General features: G+C 66.2%; 17 protein-coding genes. 10 read left to right on the top strand and 7 right to left on the bottom strand.

From position 1 onward, the window contains the following. Nucleotides 1-3 precede the first annotated feature (3 nt). Genes ACYQ4T_RS21905 through ACYQ4T_RS21895 form a run of 3 tightly spaced genes read right to left on the bottom strand, consistent with a single transcriptional unit; the run spans nucleotide 4 to nucleotide 2533 of the window. Nucleotides 4-807, bottom strand: coding sequence for a phosphate/phosphite/phosphonate ABC transporter substrate-binding protein (locus tag ACYQ4T_RS21905; RefSeq protein ID WP_459858727.1), 804 nt, complete (start codon nucleotides 805-807; stop codon nucleotides 4-6). A gap of 5 nt (nucleotides 808-812) precedes the next feature. Then, nucleotides 813-1670, bottom strand: coding sequence for a GFA family protein (locus ACYQ4T_RS21900; RefSeq protein ID WP_459858726.1), 858 nt, complete (start codon nucleotides 1668-1670; stop codon nucleotides 813-815). Between the two features lie 11 nt (nucleotides 1671-1681). Beyond that, nucleotides 1682-2533: a GFA family protein gene (locus tag ACYQ4T_RS21895; protein WP_459858724.1), complete on the bottom strand. Its 852-nt coding sequence runs from the start codon at nucleotides 2531-2533 to the stop codon at nucleotides 1682-1684. A gap of 174 nt (nucleotides 2534-2707) precedes the next feature. Between ACYQ4T_RS21895 and ACYQ4T_RS21890 the strand changes: the two genes are divergently transcribed. From ACYQ4T_RS21890 to ACYQ4T_RS21870, 5 genes are all read left to right on the top strand, one after another. After that, the gene (locus tag ACYQ4T_RS21890; RefSeq protein ID WP_459858723.1) at nucleotides 2708-3634 is read left to right on the top strand and encodes a fatty acid desaturase; all 927 of its coding nucleotides are present in this window, start codon (nucleotides 2708-2710) and stop codon (nucleotides 3632-3634) included. Nucleotides 3635-3784: 150 nt separating this feature from the next. Further along, nucleotides 3785-8128 carry a PAS domain-containing protein gene (locus ACYQ4T_RS21885; protein ID WP_459858722.1) on the top strand — a complete coding sequence of 1448 codons (4344 nt, stop codon included), beginning with the start codon at nucleotides 3785-3787 and terminating at the stop codon, nucleotides 8126-8128. Between the two features lie 72 nt (nucleotides 8129-8200). Next, entirely contained in the window at nucleotides 8201-9139 is a 939-nt protein-coding gene (locus ACYQ4T_RS21880; RefSeq protein ID WP_459858721.1) for a DMT family transporter, read from the top strand. Beyond that, nucleotides 9136-9753: a septation protein A gene (locus ACYQ4T_RS21875; RefSeq protein ID WP_459858720.1), complete on the top strand. Its 618-nt coding sequence runs from the start codon at nucleotides 9136-9138 to the stop codon at nucleotides 9751-9753. Before ACYQ4T_RS21880 ends, ACYQ4T_RS21875 begins: the two co-directional genes overlap by 4 nt. Beyond that, on the top strand, nucleotides 9750-10262 hold the full coding sequence (locus ACYQ4T_RS21870; protein WP_459858719.1) for a PAS domain-containing protein: 513 nt from the start codon (nucleotides 9750-9752) through the stop codon (nucleotides 10260-10262). Before ACYQ4T_RS21875 ends, ACYQ4T_RS21870 begins: the two co-directional genes overlap by 4 nt. On the opposite strand, the gene ACYQ4T_RS21865 is transcribed toward ACYQ4T_RS21870, so the two are convergent. Next, the gene (locus ACYQ4T_RS21865) at nucleotides 10259-10849 is read right to left on the bottom strand and encodes a cysteine hydrolase family protein (protein WP_459858718.1); all 591 of its coding nucleotides are present in this window, start codon (nucleotides 10847-10849) and stop codon (nucleotides 10259-10261) included. The genes ACYQ4T_RS21870 and ACYQ4T_RS21865 overlap by 4 nt on opposite strands. Nucleotides 10850-10954: 105 nt before the next feature. Between ACYQ4T_RS21865 and ACYQ4T_RS21860 the strand changes: the two genes are divergently transcribed. After that, nucleotides 10955-11827: a LysR family transcriptional regulator gene (locus ACYQ4T_RS21860; RefSeq protein ID WP_459858717.1), complete on the top strand. Its 873-nt coding sequence runs from the start codon at nucleotides 10955-10957 to the stop codon at nucleotides 11825-11827. Here ACYQ4T_RS21860 and ACYQ4T_RS21855 read toward each other — a convergent pair. After that, complete coding sequence (locus tag ACYQ4T_RS21855; RefSeq protein WP_459858715.1) at nucleotides 11824-13389, bottom strand: trimethylamine methyltransferase family protein; 1566 nt, start codon at nucleotides 13387-13389, stop codon at nucleotides 11824-11826. The two genes, ACYQ4T_RS21860 and ACYQ4T_RS21855, sit on opposite strands and share 4 nt — an antisense overlap. Before the next feature lie 272 nt (nucleotides 13390-13661). On the opposite strand from ACYQ4T_RS21855, the gene ACYQ4T_RS21850 reads away from it, so the two are divergent. From ACYQ4T_RS21850 to ACYQ4T_RS21835, 4 genes are all read left to right on the top strand, one after another. Then, nucleotides 13662-16223 (top strand): GcvT family protein, encoded by a 2562-nt coding sequence (locus ACYQ4T_RS21850; RefSeq protein WP_459858714.1) that lies wholly within the window; start codon nucleotides 13662-13664, stop codon nucleotides 16221-16223. Between the two features lie 646 nt (nucleotides 16224-16869). Next, on the top strand, nucleotides 16870-18612 hold the full coding sequence (locus ACYQ4T_RS21845) for a hypothetical protein (protein WP_459858713.1): 1743 nt from the start codon (nucleotides 16870-16872) through the stop codon (nucleotides 18610-18612). Continuing rightward, nucleotides 18609-19772 carry a ComEC/Rec2 family competence protein gene (locus ACYQ4T_RS21840; RefSeq protein ID WP_459858711.1) on the top strand — a complete coding sequence of 388 codons (1164 nt, stop codon included), beginning with the start codon at nucleotides 18609-18611 and terminating at the stop codon, nucleotides 19770-19772. Before ACYQ4T_RS21845 ends, ACYQ4T_RS21840 begins: the two co-directional genes overlap by 4 nt. A 72-nt stretch (nucleotides 19773-19844) precedes the next feature. Beyond that, nucleotides 19845-20735, top strand: coding sequence for a FecR family protein (locus tag ACYQ4T_RS21835; protein ID WP_459858710.1), 891 nt, complete (start codon nucleotides 19845-19847; stop codon nucleotides 20733-20735). Here the strand turns inward: ACYQ4T_RS21835 and ACYQ4T_RS21830 are convergent, their stop codons facing one another. Both ACYQ4T_RS21830 and ACYQ4T_RS21825 read right to left on the bottom strand, forming a co-directional pair. Then, nucleotides 20736-21341: a DJ-1/PfpI family protein gene (locus tag ACYQ4T_RS21830; RefSeq protein WP_459858709.1), complete on the bottom strand. Its 606-nt coding sequence runs from the start codon at nucleotides 21339-21341 to the stop codon at nucleotides 20736-20738. Continuing rightward, nucleotides 21338-22276 carry a LysR substrate-binding domain-containing protein gene (locus tag ACYQ4T_RS21825; protein ID WP_459858707.1) on the bottom strand — a complete coding sequence of 313 codons (939 nt, stop codon included), beginning with the start codon at nucleotides 22274-22276 and terminating at the stop codon, nucleotides 21338-21340. The genes ACYQ4T_RS21830 and ACYQ4T_RS21825 overlap by 4 nt, the downstream gene beginning before the upstream one ends. Nucleotides 22277-22283 lie beyond the last annotated feature (7 nt).

Below are 22283 nucleotides of genomic sequence, written 5' to 3'. Positions count from 1 at the left end.
CATTCACGCGAGTTGCGGATAGCCGGCGGCGATCGCCGCCCGTTCCATGGCCGGTATCACGTCATATGCCGAGCACGGCAGGATTTCGCAACCATCGAGCAATAAGGCGGCGCGGGTCTCCTGGAGAGCCGGATCGGCGAAAGCGGCAACGATGCCGGCTTGCAGGCGTTGCACGTCGGCGGCCGAAGTCGTCGCCGCGGTGACATAAGGCAGGCCCGGCGCGGCCGCGCTGGCCCGCAGCACGCGGATGCCCTGAACCTCCGCGGGCGCCAGCCGCACGAGCAGCGCGAAGGTGACGCAGTCGAGGGCGGCGGCATCCGCCTCACCCGCTTTCACCATGGCGAGCGAACTGCGGTGCGCGCCGCTCTCGGTCAAGGCGCCGAAGAAGGGCTTGCCCTGCGCGATCGGCGCAATCAGCGCTCGCAGCGTGTTGTAGCCGGATTGCGAACCGTCGTCGTTATAGGCGACGCGATAGCCGCGGAGGTCGGCCGGCGTCTTGGCCGGATCGTCCGTCCGGACCACGATCCAGCTGACGTAGGAGGCACCGGCACAGCCGGGCACCGCATAGCGCGGCGTCGCCAGCAGCTGCACATGGCCCTTGAGCTTGTGGGTCAGCGGGAAACCGCAGGTCTGGGCGAAGATCAGTCCCGGCGCCGTCAGGCGATCGACCGGATCGCCGGCGCGATTGAGCGCCTGGGGCAGGTCGCGGAAGCCTTGCGCGGTGAAATGGCGCCCGAGGCCGCGCCACCAGGCATCGGTGGCCGCCGCCAGTTCAGGCAGGTCGTACATGCCGAGGGATGCGAACATGATGCTCAGAACTTGACCGGGTTCCCGGCCATGGTTCCCGCATCCTGCGGCACACCGTCGGCAATTTCATAATAGTCGCTCTTGTCGCCCGCAAAGATGTGCCGGACGGTCTTCAACCCGGTGGGCGCTTCCAGCGAACCCGCCGCGATCGACACGGTCTCGCGGCCCTCCGGCCGCCAGAACAGGCTGGAGCCGCACTGCCCGCAGAAGCCGCGCTGCGCTGAATCGGAAGAGCGGTACCAGGCGATGTTGCCCTCGCCTTCGATCGTTGTTTCGGCCTTGCGGGCGGCGCTGTAGCCGGGCGCGTGACCGTGCACGCGGCGGCACTGGCCACAATGGCAAGTGACCACGTCCCGCAGGTTGCCGCGGACCCGGTAGCGGACCGCGCCGCACTCGCAGCGGCCGCTATGCTGCGTCTTGCGCGGACCGGCTTGGGGCGGCGCTTCCTCGCCGATCGGCGGCGCGTCGCCGGCGGAAGATTCGGCGTAGTGCGGCACGCCATCGTGGCCGATCTCGTAGTAGTCGCCCTGGTGCCGCGTCCAGATATGCTTCGCCAGCCTGAGGCCGGTCGGCGCTTCGAGGCTGCCCATGGTGACGTCGAGCGCCTTGCCGCCGACTTCGCGCCAGAACAGCTTCGAGCCGCAGCGCTTGCAGAAGCCGCGCTCGGCGCCGTGCGAAGAGCGGTACCAGCCGAGGTTCTCCTCGCCGCGGAGCCGGTAGGCCGAGACCGGCGCGCTGGTATAGGCGCCGGGCGCGCCGCTGTGCCGGCGGCACATGCCGCAATGACACGCCGTCGGTGCCGAGAGCAGCCCCTCGATCTCGAACGACACTGCGCCGCAGAGGCATTGTCCTTTGGTCATCATTCCACTCTTGTTCAAAACGTGATCGGTTCCGGACCCGAGCGGCCCTGCACCTGCAGTACGCCGTCGGCGATCGCATAGTAGTCGCGCTTGTCGGCGGTCATGATATGCAGGACCGTCTTCAGGCCGGTCGGCGGATTGAGCGAACCCGCAGTGATCGACAGCGTGTCCCGTCCCTCGGTCGACCAGAACAGGCTGGAGCCGCAGGTCCGGCAGTAGCCGCGCCGCGCCTGCTCGGAAGAGCGATACCAGGCGACATTGTCCTCGCCCTCCACCGTGAGCTCGGCCTTGCGCGCTGCGGTGTAGGCCGGCGCGTAGCCGTGGTTCCGCTGGCATTGGCCGCAATGACAGACGACGACGTCGCGCATGCCGCCGTTGACGCGGTAGCGGACCGCGCCGCATTCGCAGCGACCGCTGTGCTCGGTCTTCCGCGGCCCGGCCTGCGGCGGTGTCTCCGCGCCGATCGGCTGGGCACCAGCCGAGTATTCCGGGTAACGCGGCACGCCGTCATGGCCGATCTCATAATAGTCGCCCTGGGACCGGACAAAGATGTGGCGGGCGAGCGAGAGGCCGGTCGGCGCATCCAGGCTGCCCATGGTCACGTCGAGGTCCGCCCCGCCGATCTCCCGCCAGAACAGCTTGGAGCCGCAGCTCTTGCAGAAGCCCTGCTCGGAACGCGCCGAGATCGGGTACCAGTTCAGGCTTTCTTCACCGCTGATCCGGTAAGCTGAGGTCGGCCCGCTGGTATAGGCGCCGGGCGCGCCATGAAGCCGGCGGCATTGACTGCAATGGCACAGGCTGGGCGCTGAGGTTGGTCCCTGGATCACGAACGAAACCGCGCCGCAGAGACAACGTCCTTTCAGCATGATTCCGTCCTGTCCCGCTTTGTTCTCGGCCCGTCCGGTAGAGCACCGGCAAGATAAACTCGCTCGCCTGTGTGCGACATCACGCCTATTTGGGCGGCTTAACGCTCCTGACATCTTGCGTCAGGAAGACCCTCTTGGTAGAGTTGTCTATACAAGTAACCACAAGGGAAAACGATGAGTTCGCCGCAGTCAGCGTCCAAGGGTGATTTTGGACGCAGGCCCTATTCGATCGACTGGCCGACCATCGGCCTGGCGGTGATCATCTATTCCGCTTTTCTCATCACCACCTACTTTCACGCCTCGATCCCGTGGTGGCTGTTGCTGCCGATGGGCGCCGTTATCGTCGGGATCCACGGTTCATTGCAGCATGAGGCGGTGCACGGCTATCCGACGCGCTGGCCGTTCGCCAATCTGCTAATCGCCGGCTGGGCGCTCTGGCTCTGGCTGCCCTACGGCACCTATCGCCGCCTGCATCTGCAGCATCACATCGACGAACAGCTGACCGACCCGCTGCGTGATCCGGAATCGAATTATGTGACTGCGGCGCAATGGGCGCAGATGGGCAAGATCCACCGCATGATCCGCATGGCGATGGGCAGCCTCGCCGGTCGTTTCATCATCGGCCCGATCTATTTCGGCGTCATGAACTACATCGAGCTAGGTGAGGCGCTGATCCGCGGCGATCGCCGGTTGCTGGCACCCTGGCTCTGGCACGCGGTCGCCGTCGCGGCTATCCTGTTTTGGGTGCTCTGGGTCTGCGAGATGCCGTTCTGGCAATACGTGCTGTTCTTCGCCTATCCCGGCACGGCGATGGCGCTGGTGCGCTCCTTCGCCGAGCATCGTTGGGCACAAAATCACAACCACCGGAGCGCCATCATCGAATCGGGCGCGTTCTGGAGCATCCTCTTCCTGCACAACAACCTCCATGTCCTGCATCACCTGGAGCCGGGCCTGGTCTGGTGGCGGCGTCCCGCGCGCTATCGCGAGATCCGCGAGGACTTGCTGGCAGCAAACGGCGGATACCTGATCAAGGGCTATGGAGAGCTGGCGCGGCGCTACCTCCTGACGCCGAAAGAGCCGCTGCTGCACCCCTACCCCTGACCGCGAATCCGTGACCTTCGATTGCCTTCGGTTTAGTATTGCCGATCGCAGCCTGAAGGTGCCCGCTCCACCATGAGTCCCGACGGCAATGGACCACCCGGGGGACAACCCGGGAGCCCGCCTGAGCCATCCCAGGCTCCGGTCGAAGCCGTGGAACCTTTCCTCGGTCTCGGCACCTGGGAATGGGATCCGCGCAGCGGTGAGCTTTGGTGGTCCGAGAGCCTCTACCGGATCTTCGGTGTCAGCCGCGCCACCTTCACGCCGGACATCACCAAGATCGTGGCGATGACCTTGGAAGAGGACCGCTGGGTTCATAACGTGGACGGTGCCTCGGCCGCCCTGCCCGCCTACAGCATCTACTATCGGATCCGCCGCCCGGACGGCGTGGTTCGCACCTTGCGCGAGACCGGCGGCGCCAGCCCGCGCTGGACCGCGGAACAGCCGCGGGTGATCGGCACGATCATGGACGTCACCAACCGGATCGCGCTCGACGATGAGCCGGAAGGCGCCGACAGCAGGGCGATGCCAATGGTCGGCAGCTGGCGATGGGACAGCGGGCAGAAGACGTTTCGCGCCTCGCCGGAGGCGCTGCTGATACTCGGCCTCACCGCCAATGGCATTGTCTGCGAGCAGGAGCGCAACCTGGTCATCCATCCCGAGGACCGGGAACGTGTGCGCCGATCCTACGAGCAGGCCCGCAAGACCAACGGTCCGTTCCATCACCGCTACCGGATCCTGCGCCCGAGCGGCGAGATCCGGTTCATCGAGGAGGACGGACACCCTAAAGAACCCGGCACCTTCGAAAGCCGCATCACCGACATCACCGACCGCACGCGGCTGGAGCGCAATCTCCTGCGCGCGCAAAGCACCGCGAAGCTCGGCACCTGGGAGTTCGACCCGCGCACCAACGTGTTCTGGTGGTCAGAGCAGACCTATCGCCTGCTCGGCTTCGAGCCCAACGAAGTGGTGCCGACGACCGAGCTCTGGCTGTCGCGGATCCATCCCGACGACTACGAGACGGTGCGGCGGACGGTCGATGCGGCGATCCTGCGGCAGCAGAACTATTCCATCCAATACCGCGTGCGCCTGCCGAACGGCAGCGTGCGCGTCATGCTCGACCAAGCCGAGTTCGTCGACGGGCTCGAAGTCGGCCATCTCATGGACATCACCGAGCGGCTGCGGATCGAGCGGACCTTGTCACGCGCCCAGGCGATCGCCGGTTTCGGCAGCTGGGAGTGGAACCGGCGCACCGGCCAAAGCTGGTGGTCGGACGCGCTCTACCGCATCCTCGGTGTCGACGCTTCGACGTGGCATCAAACGCCCCGCCGCTGGCTGGACCTCGTGCATCGCAACGACCGCGCCAAGGTGATGCGCATTCATGCCAGCGCGGCCGCCGCCGGCTCCAGCTATTCGGCGCAGTATCACATCGTGCGGCCCGACGGCGACCACCGGCTGGTGCTGGAGCAGGCGGAATGCGACGCCGACGGCGTCTATACCGGCGTACTAGTGGACATCACCGAGCATCATCGCGCCGAGCGCAACCTCAACCTGGCGCAGCAGATCGCCCAGATCGGCAGCTGGGAATGGAGCTTGATCTCGAACGACCACTGGGCGTCCGAGCAGTGCTACCGTATCCTCGGCCTCGATCCGAGGCAGGATCGGCTGGATGCAAGGGTCTGGGCCGAGCTGGTGCATCCGGACGACCGGACGGCAACGCGGATCGAGGTCAACGACGCCTTCGAGGCGCGACGTTCTTACAGCTGCCAATACCGCCTGGTCCGGCGTGACGGCCAGGAACGCATTATCATCGAATCCGGCGAGCCGATCTCCGACGAGCGCTACGTCGGCACCATGGTCGACATCACCGACCGGGTCCGCGTGGAGCGCAACCTCGCCGAGGCGCAACGCATCGCCAAGCTCGGCAGCTGGGAAGTAGACGAGCATAGCCGCGAGACGCGCTGGTCGGACGAGATGTTCCGGCTGGTCGGCGCCTTGCCGCAATCGGTGAAACCGGACGTCACCTATTGGCTGCAGCATATCCACCCGGAAGACCGCGGGCGCGTGCTTGAGACTTACGAGGCGACCACGCGCAGCCGCCAGCCTTATGCGATCCAATATCGGGTGATCCGGACCGATGGCCAGACCCGGTTCATGCTGGAGCAGTGCGAATACGCCAATGGCCGCTTTGCCGGCTTTGTCACCGACATCACCGAGCGCGAACAGGTCCAGCGCCATCTTGCCAAGGCACAGGAGATCGGCGGCATCGGCAGCTGGGAGTGGGATCCGGCGACCGACGCGACCTGGATATCCGACGAACTCTGCCGGATGCTCGGGCTCGATCGCGAGTCCTGGCAATACAGCCACGAATCCTGGCACGCCTTGCTGCATCCGGACGACCGCGAGCGGGTCCGCCTTGCCTATGAGGAAGCCGGCGCCCGGCCGGAGGGGCTCGCGATCCAGTTCCGCATGCGGCAGCCCGACGGGCGTTATCGCCTGTATTTCGAGCAGTCCGAGATGAACGCCACCGGCACGTTCACCGGCATCCTCTGGGACATCACCGACCTCACGCGCGCCCAGCGCAACATGAGCCACGCCCAGCGCATCGCCCGGATCGGCAGCTGGGAATGGGACGTCGAGCGCGACGAGCATTGGTGGTCGGAGGAATGCTATCGGATACTGGGCCTCGATCCGCAGATGCCGGCCAGCTCTCCCGGCTGGGATACGCTCACCCATCCCGACGACGTCGCCTGGACCGAGATCGAGTTCGAGCATGCCTGGCGCAACAACAAGCCCTATCGCTATCAGTACCGCATCATCCGCCCCGACGGTCAGGTCCGCACCGTAGTCGAGACCGGCGAACCGATCTCGGTCGGCCAGTATGCCGGCACCGTGATGGACGTGACCGAGCGGGTGAAGATCGAGAACCGGCTGGCGGAATCGCAACGCATCGCCAAACTCGGCAGCTGGGAATGGGACATCGCCACCAACACCCGCTGGTGGTCGGACGAGGCCTACCGGATCTATGACTTCGCCCCAGGCGCCGGCCCACTCACGCGCGAGAGCTGGCTGCAGAAGGTGCACCCCGACGACCTGCCCATGGTGCGTTCGATTGTCGAGTCCCTGGCCGACAATCCGCGCGCCTTCACATACCGCTGCCGACTGGTGCGCTCCGACGGCCGGATCCGCACCATCCAGGTGCATGGCGAGCCCATCGCGGATTTTGGTCCGAGCAATCTGATCATCGCCGGCACCACGCTCGACATCACCGACCGAGAGTCGATCGAAGCGCAGTTGCAGCACGCACAGAAGATGGAGGCGGTGGGGCAGCTGACCGGCGGCATCGCCCACGACTTCAACAATTTGCTGGGCGCCGTACTCGGCAATCTCGACCTGCTGATGGAGGAGATCGAGGGCGACGGACGGGCCCGTACGCTGGCCGGGCGCGCGGTCGCTGCAGCGGAGAGCGGGGCGCAGCTGGTGCGACGTCTGCTCGCCTTCTCGCGCAAGCAGGCGCTGAACGCGCAGCTCACCGATGTGAACGAGTTGGTGGTCAACATGCTCGACCTCCTGCGCCGCACGCTCGGCGACAAGGTGCTGATCGAGACTGCGCTCGCCGGCGGCCAGATGCTCTGCCTGATCGACCGGCCGCAGACCGAAGGCGCGCTGCTCAATCTCTGTATCAACGCGCGCGACGCGATGCCGGAGGGCGGCACCGTCACCATCGGGACCCGCAGCGTGGTGCTGGACGAGCACCGGCCGGCGGGTCTGCATGAGCTGCAACCCGGGCCCTATCTCGCGCTCTCGGTCTCCGACACCGGCATGGGCATGCCGCGGGCGGTGATGGAGCGCGCCTTCGAACCCTTCTTCACCACCAAGGCACCGGGCCAGGGGAGCGGTCTCGGCCTCTCGATGGTCTACGGCTTCGTCAAGCAGTCGGACGGCCATGTCGAGATCAAGAGCGAATCCGGCCGAGGCACGACGGTGCACATCTATCTGCCGTTGCAGGCCGATGCGGCACTTGCCGAACCGGAGCTGCAGCAGCCGCTGCCGACGCCGAGCCGCGGCAAGGAAGTGGTGCTGGTGGTGGAGGACAATGCGGACCTCCGGGGCTATGCGGTCAGCGCGGTCCGGTCCTTCGGCTATCGCGCGCTGTCGGCGCCCTGCGCGAGGACCGCGCTGAAGCTGCTCGACACGCGGCCCGACATCGCACTGCTGTTCACCGACATCGTGTTCAAGGAAGGGCCGAGCGGATTGCAGCTGGCCGATCTGGCGCGCCGCCGCCGGCCCGACCTTCCGGTGCTGCTCACCTCCGGCTATCTCGGCGATCGCGCGGTCGGGGAGCGGTCGCAGCAGGCCGGGACCTTCACCATCGGCAAGCCGTTCCGCGCCGCCGACCTCGGCCGCAAGCTGGCGGAGATCTTCGGCCCCGAGGCCGCGCCGCCCCTGCCCGCCTCACGGCGTGAAACGCGCGCCGTCCTGACCTCGATCCGCTGAAAGCTGTGATACAGCCTTCTCTCGCTATTTGGGCGCCGATCCGGTAAAGCTCAACTCTCACTGAGCATGCCCATGATCCCGCCCGCCACCCGCTCCGCTCCCGTCCAGGCCTTCGCGTATTACACTCTCGGCGTGCTGGCCTTCGCCGTGGTGGATGCGTCAACGCGACTGCTGCGGGTCGATTACGATCTGGGGACCTGGCAGATCACCTTCCTGACCCGCATCCCGCCGTTGCTGGTGGCCCTCGCGGTCACCATGCAAGCCACCGGCAGCCCGTTCCGCGTGCAGACCAAGTTCCTCCCGATGCACATGCTGCGCGGCATCCTGGTGCTGATCACCACCACGACCTTCTTCGCCGCGCTGAAATACCTGCCGCTGGCGGATTGCATCGTCATCGCCTTCGCGGCACCGATCTTCGTGACGGCACTCTCCGGACCCATGCTGAAAGAGAAAGTCGGCTGGCGCCGCTGGTCCGCGGTGGTGGTCGGCTTTGCCGGCGTGGTGGTCGCGGTAGACCCGACCGGAACATGGAGGGGTGAAACCAGCCTCGGCATCGCCCTGGTCTTCACCTCGGCGTTCACCTATGCGCTGATCCTGCTCACCCTGCGCGGTTTATCGGGCAAGGAGCACACGCACAATCTGCTGTTCTATTCAACAGCCTTGACCCTGGTGGCGGCGGCGGTCCCCGGCATTCTCTATTGGCAGCCGATCGGCTGGCAGGCAGCGGGCGTGATGCTGATCCAGGGCTTGGCCAGTGCCTTCGGACAGCTGGCCATGATCCGCGCCTTCCGTTTCGGCGAGGCCTCGATGCTGGCGCCGATCGAGTTCACCGGCCTGATCTGGGCGACCATGTTCGGCTACTGGTTCTGGGCCGATTTGCCGACCGTCGCCGTATTGGTCGGCGCCGCCCTGATCATCGGCGCCAATCTCTACATCGCCCATCGCGAGGCGCGCCTGGCGCAGCGGCGGAACTTCCCCCCGGTCCCGGAACATGCGAGCCTGCCGGAATGAGCCAAGAGAGCCCGAGTGCGCCCACGCCCGAAGCCGCCAAATCCGGTGGCTGGATCAAGCCCGCGGTCGAATACGGCCCGATCGTGCTGTTCTTCATCTCTTACAAGATATGGGGTCTGATGCCGGCGACCGCGGTGCTGGTCGCCGCTTCGGTGGCGGCAACAATCGTCGGCTACCTCCGCGCCGGGCGGCTGCCCTGGGCGCCGATCATCACCACCGCAATCGTGGTCGTGTTCGGACTGCTGACGCTGATCTTCCATGACGATACTTTCATCAAGATGAAGCCGACGGTGGTTTACACGCTGTTCGCGGTGACTCTGTGGGGCGGACTGCTGCTCAAGAAGCCGCTGATGGAGCGCCTGATGGGCACCAGCCTCAGAATGGATCATGCCGGCTGGCGCAAGCTGGAGGCACGCTTCGCGCTATTCTGCGCCGGCATGGCGCTGCTGAACGAGATCGTCTGGCGCACCCAGTCCGAGAACTTCTGGGTCAATTTCAAGTTCGGCTCGATCTTCCTCACCTTCCTGTTCATGGCGACCCAGCTGCCGATGATCAAGCGGCACATGCTGCCGGAGCCGGGAGAATCGGAAACCAAGGGCACCGCCGGGGAATGACGACCGAGGATCAGGAATGGCTCGGCGAAATCCTCTACCTCGCCGAGCCGAGCGGACGCTCCGAGATGATCGCCTCGGTGCAGCGGCATTGGGAAGCCCTGCGCGGCGACAGGCGGTTTCCGACCCGCGCCGAGATCGACCCGACCGCGATCTACAACACCCTGCCCTACGTCTCGATGCTGCAGTACCAGCACGCGCCGTTCCGCATCCAGTTCCGCCTGGTCGGCAACGAGGTGGGTCGGCTCTACGGCAGCAACGTCCAGGGCCGCTTCATCGACGAGATGGAATGGCCTCCCCATGACATCACCGACACCACCCACATCTACGAGCGGCTCTACCGAGAGGCGAAGCCGCTCTACGGCCTCTCCTACACCGACTTCCTGGCCAAGGCCGACCGCATCTTCGAATGGGCGGTGTTTCCGCTCTCCGACGACGGGGAGCGCGTGACGCACGCGATCAGCATCGACGACTACACCATGGTCACGCCGCGCGGCGGGAAGCTGTTCTAATCCAGCCTCGGCACCACGGTCGCGAAGCGATCGCCGAGCGCCGCCAGCGCGACCCGCTGCACTGTCGCCGCCTCGATGACCCCGCCGTTGCCGTCCGGCAGGTCGCGTGTCGCCGTCCCTGCGGCGACAATGGTGGCGCGGTAGCCGAGATCGACCGAGGCACGGGTGGTCGCGCTGATGCACATGTGGGTCATGAAACCGGCGACGATCAGGTTGCCGCGACCGGCCGCTTTCAGCATGGAATCGAGCTCGGTCTTGGCGAAGGCGTTGGGCAGCGACTTGATGACCGTGGTCTCGCCTTCGCGCGGCTCGGCGCCGGCGATGAAGCGGGACATCGGCCCCTGCGGGTCGAACAGCGCGCTGCCCGGCCTGCCGTTCTGCGCCACGTGCACGATCGGCGTCCCGGCGCGACGCGCCCGCGCGAGCAGATCGACAATGGTCTCGACGGCGGCGTCGACGCCACGCAGCCGGAGCTTGCCTTCGGTGTATTCGCGCTGCGCGTCGATCACCACGAGGACGGCGTCGTCGAAAGTGGCCGGCGGCCAGGCGATGCCGGCATGGTCGCGCAGGGTCTTGGGAAGAGACATCGACTTCTCCATCGGGGTTTGACAGGCCCGATTTAGGCCGTGCAGGAAGCCTGCAACACTGGCAATATTTCCCCTTCACTGTGCAATTTTGCACGAGGCTGACCAATGCGCTCGCCGCGCTGGGACGATCTGCAATACTTGGTGGAGGCTGTGCGCCAGGGCAGCCTTTCCGGCGGCGCGCGGGCGCTGGGCGTCGACCACGCCACGATCGGGCGGCGCATTCGGCGCCTGGAGAAAACGCTCGGCCGCGCGGTGATCGACCGGCAGCGGCCGGGTCTCGCCCTCACCGCCTTCGGCGAAGCGGCGCTGGCCGAGGCGGAGCGGATGCGCGACGCCGCGGCGACCGTCGCGCGGCTGGCCGAGGCGCGGCCGAAGCTGGCCGGACCGGTTCGCGTCACCACCACCGGCATGTTCGCAACCGCCTATCTCACGCCGATCCTGGCCGCATTCCGCAAGCAGCAGCCGCTGATCGAGATCGAGCTGATCGTCGATGAGCGCAGCCTCAGCCTCGCGCGGCGCGAGGCGGACATCGCCTTGCGCCTGGCGCGGCCGAAGGACAGCAGCCTGGTGACCCGTCGCATTGCGACTCTCGGCTACGGGTTCTACGCGACCGCCGCCCATCTGCAGCGCGCCAGGAAAGAAGGCTTCTCCTTCGTCGGATTCGAAGAAAGCCCGCCCGACCTGCCCGAGGTGGCCTGGCTGAAACAGGTGGCAGGCGACCGGCCGATCGCCTTCCGCTCGAACTACCGCATGGCCCAGATCGAAGCAGTGCGCGCCGGTCTGGGCGTGAGCGTGCTGCCGCATTACGCGGCGAAGGGCCTCACGCGGGTCCCAGATCTTCCGGAACCGGCCCAGATGACCCGCGAGCTCTGGCTGCTGGTGCATCGCGATTTGAAGGATGCACCGCGCTTCCGCGCCGTCATCGACTTCCTGGTCGAGCGGACGGCGCGGGATCGCAAGCTGTTCGCAGGCGCCTAGACGTTCGAGTCCGGCGCCGCGGCCTTGCGCTTGGCAATGAACTCGCTGAGCGCCTCGTCGATCGCGGGATCGAGTGCCGGGGCCTCATAGTCGTTCAGCATGCGCTTCCAGATCTTGTTGGCGCGCTGGGCCGCGTCCTGCTCGCCTTCGGCCTGCCACTGCTCGAAGCTGTTGTTGTCGGCGATCGACGAGCGATAGAAGGCGGTCTCGAAGTTGGCCTGGGTGTGGCTGCAACCGAGATAGTGACTGCCGGGGCCGACCTCGCGGATGGCGCTCAGCGCCTGGCCGTTCTCGGTCAGGTCGATGCCCTTGGCCAGGACCTGCATCATGCCGAGCTGATCGGCATCCATGATGAACTTCTCGTAGCCCGAGGCCAAACCACCCTCGAGCCAGCCCGCGCCGTGCAGCACGAAATTGGTGCCGGCCTGCAAGGTCGGCAGCAGTGTCTGCGCGCTCTCGTAGGCCGCCTGGGCGTCCGGGACCTTGGAGGCGCAAAGCGAGCCGCCGGTGCGGTAGGGAATGCCGAGACGCCGCGCGAGCTGCCCGGCCGCGAGGCTGACCAGGGTCGGTTCCGGCGTTCCGAAGGTCGGGGCACCCGATTGCATGGAGATAGAGCTGGCGAAGACGCCGAAGATCACCGGCGCGCCGGCCTTGTAGAGCTGGCTGGTCGCGGCGCCCGAGAGCACCTCGGCCAGGACCTGCGCGAGCGTGCCGGCGGCGGTGACCGGGCTCATCGCGCCGGCGAGAATGAACGGCGTGGTGATCGAGGCCTGGTTGGCCCGGGCGTAGACCTTCATGGCACCCAGCATGGTGCCGTCCCAGACCATCGGCGAGTTGGCGTTGATCAGCGAGGTGATGACGGTGTTGGTCTCGAGGAACTTCTCGCCGAAGACGATCTTCGCCATCTCGACGGTATCGGCGGCGCGCTCCGGCGCGGTCACCGAGCCCATGAACGGCTTGTCACTCAGCTTGATGTGGCTGTAGACCATGTCGAGATGCCGCTTGTTCACCGGCAGATCGACCGGCTCGCAGACCGTGCCGCCCGAATGGTGGATCGAGGGCGACATGTAGGCGAGCTTCACGAAATTGCGGAAGTCCTCAATGGTCGCATAGCGGCGGCCGTCGTCGAGGTTGCGGATGAAGGGCGGGCCGTAGACCGGCGCGAAGACGGTGGCGTCGCCGCCGATCTTCACCGAACGCTCCGGGTTGCGGGCGTGCTGGATATACTCGCGCGGCGCCGACTTCTGGATGATCGACCGCGGCAGGCCCTTCGGGAAGCGAATGCGGGTGCCCTTCACATCGGCGCCGGCATTCTTCCAGAGCTCGAGCGCTTCCGGCTCGTCGCGGAACTCGATGCCGATCTCCTGCAGGATGGTGTCGGCGTTGTTCTCGATGGTGGTGAGGCCCTCCTCGTCCAGCACCGTTACCAGCGGGATCTTGCGGACGATGTAGGGGTTCTGGACGATCTTCGGTTTCTGGCGCAGAGCGCGGCGCGCATCGGCGCCTCCGCGGGTCCGGCGGCCGGTTTCCGGAGTACCTTCGGCGCGGTCAGAAACAGTCATCGGCATGCCTCATCCTGGAGCGATCTTGGGGGCTGAAACTGGCCCCATATCGACATCGGGGGCGGTTTTCCTCTAGCGACAGAGCGACAGGCGCTGCCCTTTTCGCGCCCCACCCGCCCCCGGCGAAATCGGCCAGTTTCCGAGGCTTATCCGGGTTCGGCCGGCGGATGGCGGCGTGTCGCACGGCCTGGGGCCGGTGTCGCAAACAGGCGGCAATCGGGCGAGAGCCGCTTTATAGTCCGAAAAATTTCCAAATCCGGAGTCACGGGGATATGGCTGAATTTCCTGCCAAGGCAAAGGTCGTCATCATCGGGCTGGGCGGCATCGTGGGCGCCTCGGTCGCCCATCACCTGATCCAGCGCGGCTGGACCGACATCGTCGGCATCGACAAGTCGGGCATCCCGACCGATATCGGCTCCACAGCGCATGCCTCCGACTTCTGCTACATGACCAGCCACGATTTTCTCTCCTGCTGGTCCTCGCTCTACTCGATCGATTTCTACGACAAGCTCGGTCACTACGAGCGCGTCGGCGGCCTCGAGGTCGCCCGGGTCGGCGACGACGCGCGCATGGACGAGATCAAGCGCAAGGTCGCCTCGGCCAAGGCGTTCGGCACCCGCGCCCGGCTGATCGACGCCAAGGGGATCAAGGAGAAGTTCCCGCTCATCGAAGAGAGCATGGTGCAGGGCGGGCTCTGGGATCCGGATGCCGGCCTGGTCATCCCGCGTTCGCAGACCGTCGCGCACAAGCTGGTCAGTGAAGCCGAGGCCTCGGGCAAGCTGAAAGCCTTTGCCAACACGCCGGCGAAGTCGCTGGTGATCGAGAACGGGCGGATCAAGGGCGTCGTGACCGAGAAGGGCACGATCATGGCGGACACTGTCGTGGTCTGCGCCGGGCTGTGGGGTCGCCTGATCGCCGAGATGGCGGGCGAGGACCTGCCGGTGATGCCGGTCGATCATCCCCTCACCTTCTTCGGGCCGTACACGGAGTTCGCCAATACCGGCAAGGAGATCGGCTGGCCGCTGCTGCGCGACCAGGGCAACTCCGCCTATATGCGCGACACCGGCGATCCCAAGACGGCCGAAGGCGGCATGATCGAATGGGGCTATTACGAAGAGAAGAATCCGCGGCTCTGCCATCCGCGCGATCTCCTGGAGAAGCACGAGTCCCGTCTCTCGCCCTCGCAGCGCGACCTGGAGATGGAGCAGATTCTGGAACCGCTGGAGCGCGCGATCGAGCTGACGCCGATCCTCGGCGAGCTCGGCTATGACGAGAAGCGCTCGTTCAACGGCCTCCTCCAGGTGACCGCCGATGGCGGTCCCTCGATCGGCGAGAGCCAGAAGGTGCGCGGCCTGTGGTATGCGGTCGCGATCTGGGTCAAGGACGCGCCCGGCATGGGCAAGCTGGTCGCCGACTGGATGACCGACGGTCGCACGCCGATCGACCACGCGAAGATCGACTATGCCCGCTTCTACCCGCACCAGCTCGAGGAGAAATTCATCGAGGGCCGCTGCGGCGAGGCGGCGCAGAAGATCTATAACCCCGCGGTCCATCCGCGCGAGCCCTACGCCACCGGCCGCAACGTCCGCCGCTCGCCCTTCTATGAGCGCGAGAAGGAGCTGGGCGGATATTTCATGGAGCTGGGTGGCTGGGAACGTGCCCATGGCTACGCGGCCAACGAGCATCTGTTGAAGAAATACGGCAACCGGGTGCCGGTGCGCGAGAACGAGTGGGACAACCGCCATTTCTGGCGCGTCTCCAATGCCGAGCATCTCGCCATGAGCGAGGATTGCGGCATCGTCAACCTCTCGCATTTCTACATGTGCGATGTCGAAGGCCCGGATCACGTGGCCCTCATGGAATGGGTCTGCGCCGCGAAGATCGGCGGCGACAACATGGTCGGCAAAGGCATCTACACGCATTTCCTCGACGACGAGGGCATGGTGCGTGCCGACCTGACCGTGATCCGCATGGCGGATCGCTGCCGCGTCATCGACGGCGCCGATGCGGGACCGCGCGATTTCCACTACCTGCGCCGGGTGGCCGCGGACAAGGGCTTCAACGTGACGGTCACCGATGTCACCGAGAAGTTCGTCACCATCGGCATCTGGGGCCCGAATGCCCGCACCACCTTGCAGAAGGTGGTGAAGGATCCGGCCGGCCTGACGCCGGAGAACTTCCCCTTCGCCGCGATCAAGTCGATCGAGATCGGTGGCAAGAACGTGATGGCGTTCCGCATCTCCTATGTCGGCGAGCAGGGCTGGGAGCTGCATATGAAATACGAGGACGGGCTCGCGGTCTGGGACGCACTGCGCTCGACCGGGGTCATGGCGTTCGGCGTCGAGACCTATGCCAACAGCCGCCGCATGGAAAAGTCGCTGCGCCTGCAAAACGCGGATCTCCTCACCGAATACAACCTGATCGAAAGCGATCTGCAGCGCCCGAAAGTCAAAGAGGCCGACTTCCGCGGCAAGGCGAAGCACCTGGAGCACCGCGCCAGGAAGAACCAGCCGGCGATGCTCTGCACCCTGGTCATGACCGAGAACACCGACAGCAAAGGTGTGGCGCGCTATCCGGTCGGCATCATGCCGGTGCTGGATCCCGCCACCGGCGAAGGCCTGGTGGACGAGCTCGGCCGCCGCTCCTTCACCACCTCGGTCGCTTACGGTCCGACGATCGGCAAGAACATCGCCCTCGCCTACCTGCCCTGGGCCTATTGCCAGGAAGGCCGCAAGCTCCAGGTCGAGTATTTCGGCGAGACCTATCCGGTCGAAGTCGCCGGCGTCGGCTACAAGCCGCTCTACGACCCGGAGAACCTGAAGCCGCGGACCTGAGGCGCAGTCTGTACCGCCTGCGCGCTCATGCGGCGGGCCGGGAATCTATTTTCTGTCCGGGTCCTGTCCGGGTTGCACTGCTCCGTCCGAAAGTTGTTTCGTCTGCGTCCTGTCTGCGTTGCGCCGCATCAGCGGGGTTGAGCGGCTTCATCTGCCTTGCGCTGCTTCATCAGGGGTTTAGCGGCGGTTTCGTCTGTGCCCTGTCCGCGTTGCACTGCACCGTCGGCGTTCAACCTCTTTGTCTACGTCCTATCTGCGTTGGGCTGCGGCGTCTGCGTAGCGTGATTCCGTCGGGGTCGCAGCCTGATATACAGGGTTAGCGGGTACAGTTCTGGTTTCGTCGGGGTGCGTGGCTCAGTGCCGGTCCAGCACTGTCGTGCGATTCTGTATGGGTTCGGTATGGGTTGCTTCGGTACGACGAAGAAGGTCTGCTTCATCCGGCATGACGCAGATTTCGGATCACCCTCATTGCATCTTAGCTCATTTCCAGTTCTGCCGCTACCCCCGGTTGCGAATTCGGACAGACTATCTCGGCAAGGTCACGCCGCTCGCAACGGGTAATCCGCCCGCCGATCGCGCTTGCAACAACCGGCAATTGCAGGCACCATTCGAGGGTCGTCGTCCTCCCGAGGAGAAAGGGAGCAGCGTGGCGGTCCAGCCTGCAGAAGAAGACGAGACCAGAACCGGCCGCCGGCAGGATGTGACGGTGCTGGTCAAGGTCCTGCCCAAGGACCCGATGGTGGCCCGCAAGGAAGGCCTCTGGCCGCCCGAGCGGCCCGAGAAGGTCAAGTGTGCCACGATCGACGACGGGCCCACCAGCGCGCGGATCGCGGTGGTGGACTACAACGCCGACCTCGATGTGCGCTTCGCGCCGGCCCGGGTCCTCAAGGACGGATCGGGCTTCGTCGGCCTAGCGGGCAAGTCCCCAGACAAGATTCTCGAAAGCTTCACCTTCCACCAGGTCAATGCCTGGGCGATCGCGGAGCAGACGCTGGAGCGGCTGGAGAGCGAACGTGCGCTCGGCCGGCCGATCCCCTGGGCCTCCGGCCTCGGCCGGCTGCTGATCCTGCCGCATGCCGGATACGACCAGAACGCGTTCTACGATCGCGGCACCGGCGCGCTGCACTTCTTCTATTGCGAGGGCAAGGACGGGAACCGGGTTTTTACCTGCCTCTCGCACGATATCGTCACCCACGAACTGGGACACGCGATCCTCGACGGGTTGAAGCCCGGCTATAACGAAGTTGCCTCGCCGGAGACGGCGGGGTTCCATGAATATTTCGGCGACGCGATCGCCATGGTGGCGAGCCTCAGCAACCGGGAGATTGCCAGGCTGGTGGCGAGAGGCGCGCCGACCCAGCTCGGTGCGCGGAACGTGGTCTCGAAGATCGCGAGCGAGTTCGGCGAAGCGTTGCGCGGCACCGACTACCTGCGGGGCGCCTGGAACAATCGGAAGATGCGCGACCTGCGCGGCACTTACGAGGAGCACGACTGGTCGGAGATTCTCACGGGAATCTACTACAACCTGCTGCAGTTCCTCTATCGGCGCAATCTGCAGAACCTGCGGAAGGAAGAGCCCAAGCAAAGCCGCCAGTACCTGGCGATCAAGTCGCTGATCCGATCGGCCACGCATACCGCCAACATCATGCTGCGGGCGATCGACTATTGCCCGCCGGTGGACCTGCGCTACGACGAATATGCCCGCGCCGTGCTGCGCGCCGACGAGGTCGCGTATCCGATCGATGCCTACGGCGTGCGGACCGAGCTCCGGCGCATCTTCATAAAGCGCGGGCTGGTGCTCAAGCCCGAGCCGCCCAAGCAAAGGCAGAACATCGTCAGCGCGCTGCGCCAGGCGCCCGATATCGACGATGTGACCGCGACGCCGGTCGATGCCTATCGCTTCCTCAACCGCTATCGCGACGTGTTCGGCATTCCGCGCGACGCCAACGTGACGGTGGTTGCGGTCTATCGCACCAACAAGCGGGCCAGCAGCGGCTATTGGACGCCCAAGGAGCGCGTGATCGAGTTCACCTGGAGCGAGGATCTGAAGCTCGCCGGCAAGTCGTTCGGCTCGCTCGACGGCACCTTTATGCCGCTGCTGTGCGGCGGCACGCTGGTGTTCGACGGCAGCGGCAACTTCCTGCACCAGGCCATGGTCCTGCCGTCGGACAAACGGCGCGAGCAGCTGCTGAAGTACATTCGCTACCTGGTCAGGGAGGGCGAGATCGGCGTCGCCGATAATGCCCGCGGCATCGGCGCGCCCGGTCGCGAAGCCTATCGCATCCGCGCGGTGATCCGCGGCGACCATGTGGAGCTGCAGCGCAACGCCGCCATGCGGCACACTGGGCCGGGCGCGCGGCAGGGGACGCAGCACGGGGCACATCGATGAGCCAGGGCATCCGCATCCGCGCCTATGTCGTCGGTTTCGGGGATTGCATCCTGCTGCGTCTCCCCGACGGCGGTAAGACCCGCCATCTGCTCTTCGATTTCGGCCGGGCGCCCAACGATTCGGCCAGCCTGGAACGGTTCCCGGCGATCGCGGCTGACATCAAGAAGGAATGCGGCGGCCGGCTCGACCTGTTGGTCATGACGCATGAGCACCTGGACCATATGGAAGGCTTCTACCGCGAGCGGGAAGTCTTCAACAGCATGACGGTAGACCGGGTCTGGATGAGCCTGCCGAGCCACCCGAAATACTACACGGATTTTCCCAAGGCCAAGCTGCAGAAGAAGCTCCGTGCCGGCCTCACCGCCTTTGCCGCGGATGCCCGGCGCAACGGGCTGGTCCTGCATCCGGGCTTCATCTCCCTGCTGCAGAACAACCTCGCCAACAAGGACCGCGTCGACTATCTGCGCAAACTCGGCAAGAAGCCGGTAGCCTACCTGGCGCGCGGCAAGTCGGTGTCGCCCGGCTTCAAGAACATCCAGATCCGGGTGCTGGCCCCGGAACCCGACGTCAGCGTCTATTACTCGGCGAGCGCGCGGGAGAACGCCTTGACGGCATCGCTCGCCGCGGCTGCCGGAACAACGGAAGAGACCGAGGGCCTGAACTGGACCTTCCCCGACGTGCCGCGCGCCACCGCGAACCAGCTGGGCGGCGTCTCGCGCAGCGACTTCGAGCGCCTGCGCCGGGCCATCCGGGAGGACGGCGTCGCCATGGCGCGGTTCATCGACCGCGCGCAGAACAACACCTCGCTCTGCCTGATGATCGAGGCCGGCGGCAAGCGGCTGCTGCTGCCCGGCGATGCCGAGCTCGAGAGCTGGGACGTGATGAAGAAGAAATGCGCGGCGGAGTTCAAGAAGCCGGTCGACTTCCTCAAGGTCTCGCACCACGGCAGCCATAACGGCACGCCGCTGGAGCTGCTCGACCAGCTTCTGCCGGTCAAGCGCAAGGCCTCCGCCCAGGTGCTGGTCTCCACCAAGAAGAATGTCTACGGCACCAAGAACCCGGTCCCGGACACGTCCCTGCTCGACGAGCTGGCCCGCCGCAGCAAGAAGGTGGTGACGACTGACGGCAAGACCGGAACCCACGTCGATCTCGAATTCTGAGGCTACGGTCCCAGGCCAAAATCCCCCTCGCCCTCGGCCGGCATCTGTAACAAGATGGTCCGGGGGATCGAGATGAACCGTTTCTGTCGTCTGGCCGGAGTGACCGCGCTGCTTTGCGGCGCATCGACAATGTCGGCCGACGCCGACGTCACCACCGGCAATGTCATCGGCGGCTTTGCCGAGGTCGCCAATGAGGTGAGCGGCGCCCTGCCCGGCCAGCCGCCGGCGCCCAAGCAGCTGAAGTCGCCGGCGCATTTCGGCGAGAAGGTGCTGACCGCGGCGGGATCCAAGGCCAACATCAGCTTCATCGACGGCTCGCATGTGCTGATCGGCGAGAATGCCGCGCTCACCATCGATGCCTTCGTCTTCGACCCGAAAGCCGGCAAGGAGAGCGCCGCCTATACCATCGCCGCCGGCGCCCTGCGCTTCGTCTCGGGCAGCATCAAGAGCGACAGCATCAAGATCCAGACCCCGACCGCGGTGGTCGCGGTGCGCGGCACCAATTTCAAGCTCCGGGTGCTGGCCGACGGCACGACCGTGGTCTCGGTCAACCGCGGCTCGGTCGAGGTGACCGCGCGGCGAACCTTCGCGACGGCGACGCTGGGGCCCGGGCAGAGCGTCAGCTGCAACGAGCAGGGACTGGGCGGGGTGGACGCGAACGAGGTCGAGGTCGCGGATGAGTTCGTCGACAACGTGGCGCTCGATGGCGATCCCGACCTCGCCGAGGTCGGGCTTAACGAGCTCGGCTTTTCCGACGAGGAGGCCAACGAGATCGAGACCGCGCTGAGCGAGGCCGAGAGCGAAGACGGCGATGCCGACAGCGCCGACGGCGATTCCGAAGGCGGCGACGGCAGCGATGGCGGCGACGCCGACGGCGGCGATTCCGGAGATGGCGGGGACTCTGGCGGTGATGGCGGCGATGGAGGCGGTGACGGCGGCGGCGGTGGTGGCGGCGACAATTAGCTAGGGTTCGCTGCGGGCGAAGGGGTCGTCCGTGCTGTCCTCGTTCCAGACATATTCGGCCCAATGCGCCACCTGTCGCGCGCGTCCCGTCCCGCAGAGCCGCGCGATCAGGGCCAACGCCATATCCGTTCCGGCCGAGACGCCGGACGAGCTCCAGAACTTGCCGTCCTCGACCCAGCGGGCGCGACGCTGCCACTCCACCTTCGGCCCCTGGCTCACGACCCAGTCGAAGGCGTTCTTGTTGGTGGTGGCCCGACGGCCGTCGAGCAGCCCGGCCTTGGCCAGCAGAGCGCTGCCGGTGCAGACCGAGGCGACGATCTCGGCGCGCCCGGCCGCCTGCACCAACCAATCGAGCAGCGCCTGGTTATCAACCTCGCGGCGGGTGCCCATGCCGCCCGGCACCAGCAACACGTCGTAGGGGTGATGGTCGACGAAGAAGTCGTCGATCACCACCTGCGGGCCTTGGGCGCTGTCGACCACCTCGGTCTGTTCCGAGACCAGCCGGATCGCGAAATCCTCCGGGAGCATGCCCAGCATCTCCAGGGGACCGAAAACGTCGAGCAGCTCGAAGCGCTCGAACAGAAGGACGCCGACCGTTCGCTTCATGACGCCAGGAACCGCGCCATCGCCGCGTCGCCGAGGCCGGCTGCCTGCATGATGCGGCGCGCGAAGGCGGCGGCGGCTGGCCGCAAGCTACCCTCCGGCCGGTCCAGCCAGTAGGCGACCGGGTTCAGCACCGTGCGGTCGTCGGCCGCGACCACCCGCCCCTGCTCCAGCACCTCCTGGATCAACGGCGGCCTGGCGAGCGCGATGCCGAGGCCGTGTTCGGCGGCATCGACCACGAGGTTGTAATCCTCGAACCGGCGGTCCTGGCGGCGGGGGCGATAGTCCAGGCCCTGGGCGCCGAGCCAGGCACGCCAGCCCGAGGCGTCGGAATCATGAATCAGCGGATAGTCGAGCAAGCGCTCCGGCTTGCCCTTGCCGATCCGGGCCGCGAGCGCCGGTGCGGCGACCGGAAAGCAATGCTCCTCGAAGAGCTGCACCGAGTGCCGCCGCGGGATGCCGCCGCGCCCGCAGCGCAAGGCGAGGTCGATGCCGTCATCGGCGAGATTGGATTCGCGGTGGTCGATGATGAGCTCGACCCGAAGCTCGGGCTCGCCGGCTTCCAGCGCCCGCAGCCGCGGCATCAGCCAGAGGCCGCTGACCGACGGCAGGGAGGCGAGGCGCACCACCGCGCTGCCCTTGGCCTCGATCCAGCGGTCGGAGCTGTCGGCAATCAGCGCCAAGGCCTCGGTGGTGCGCTGGTAGAGCCGCAGGCCCTCCGGTGTCAGGTCGACGCCGCGGGCCTGGCGCTGGAACAGCTTCTGGCCGAGCCACCGCTCGAGCTTGGCGATCTGGCGGCTGACCGCGCCATGGGTGACGTCGAGCGCCTCGGCCGCCGCAGAGAAGCTGCCGGTGCGCGCCGCCGCCTCGAAGGCCCGAAGGGTATCGAGCGGCAGCAAGGGCGCCCGGCCCGCGAAGTCTGTGATGTGATTCATCATCACAGCT

This window comes from Dongia sp. agr-C8, assembly GCF_054658695.1.
Note: the sequence above shows the minus strand (reverse complement) of the source record. Positions and strands in the feature narration are given on the sequence as shown.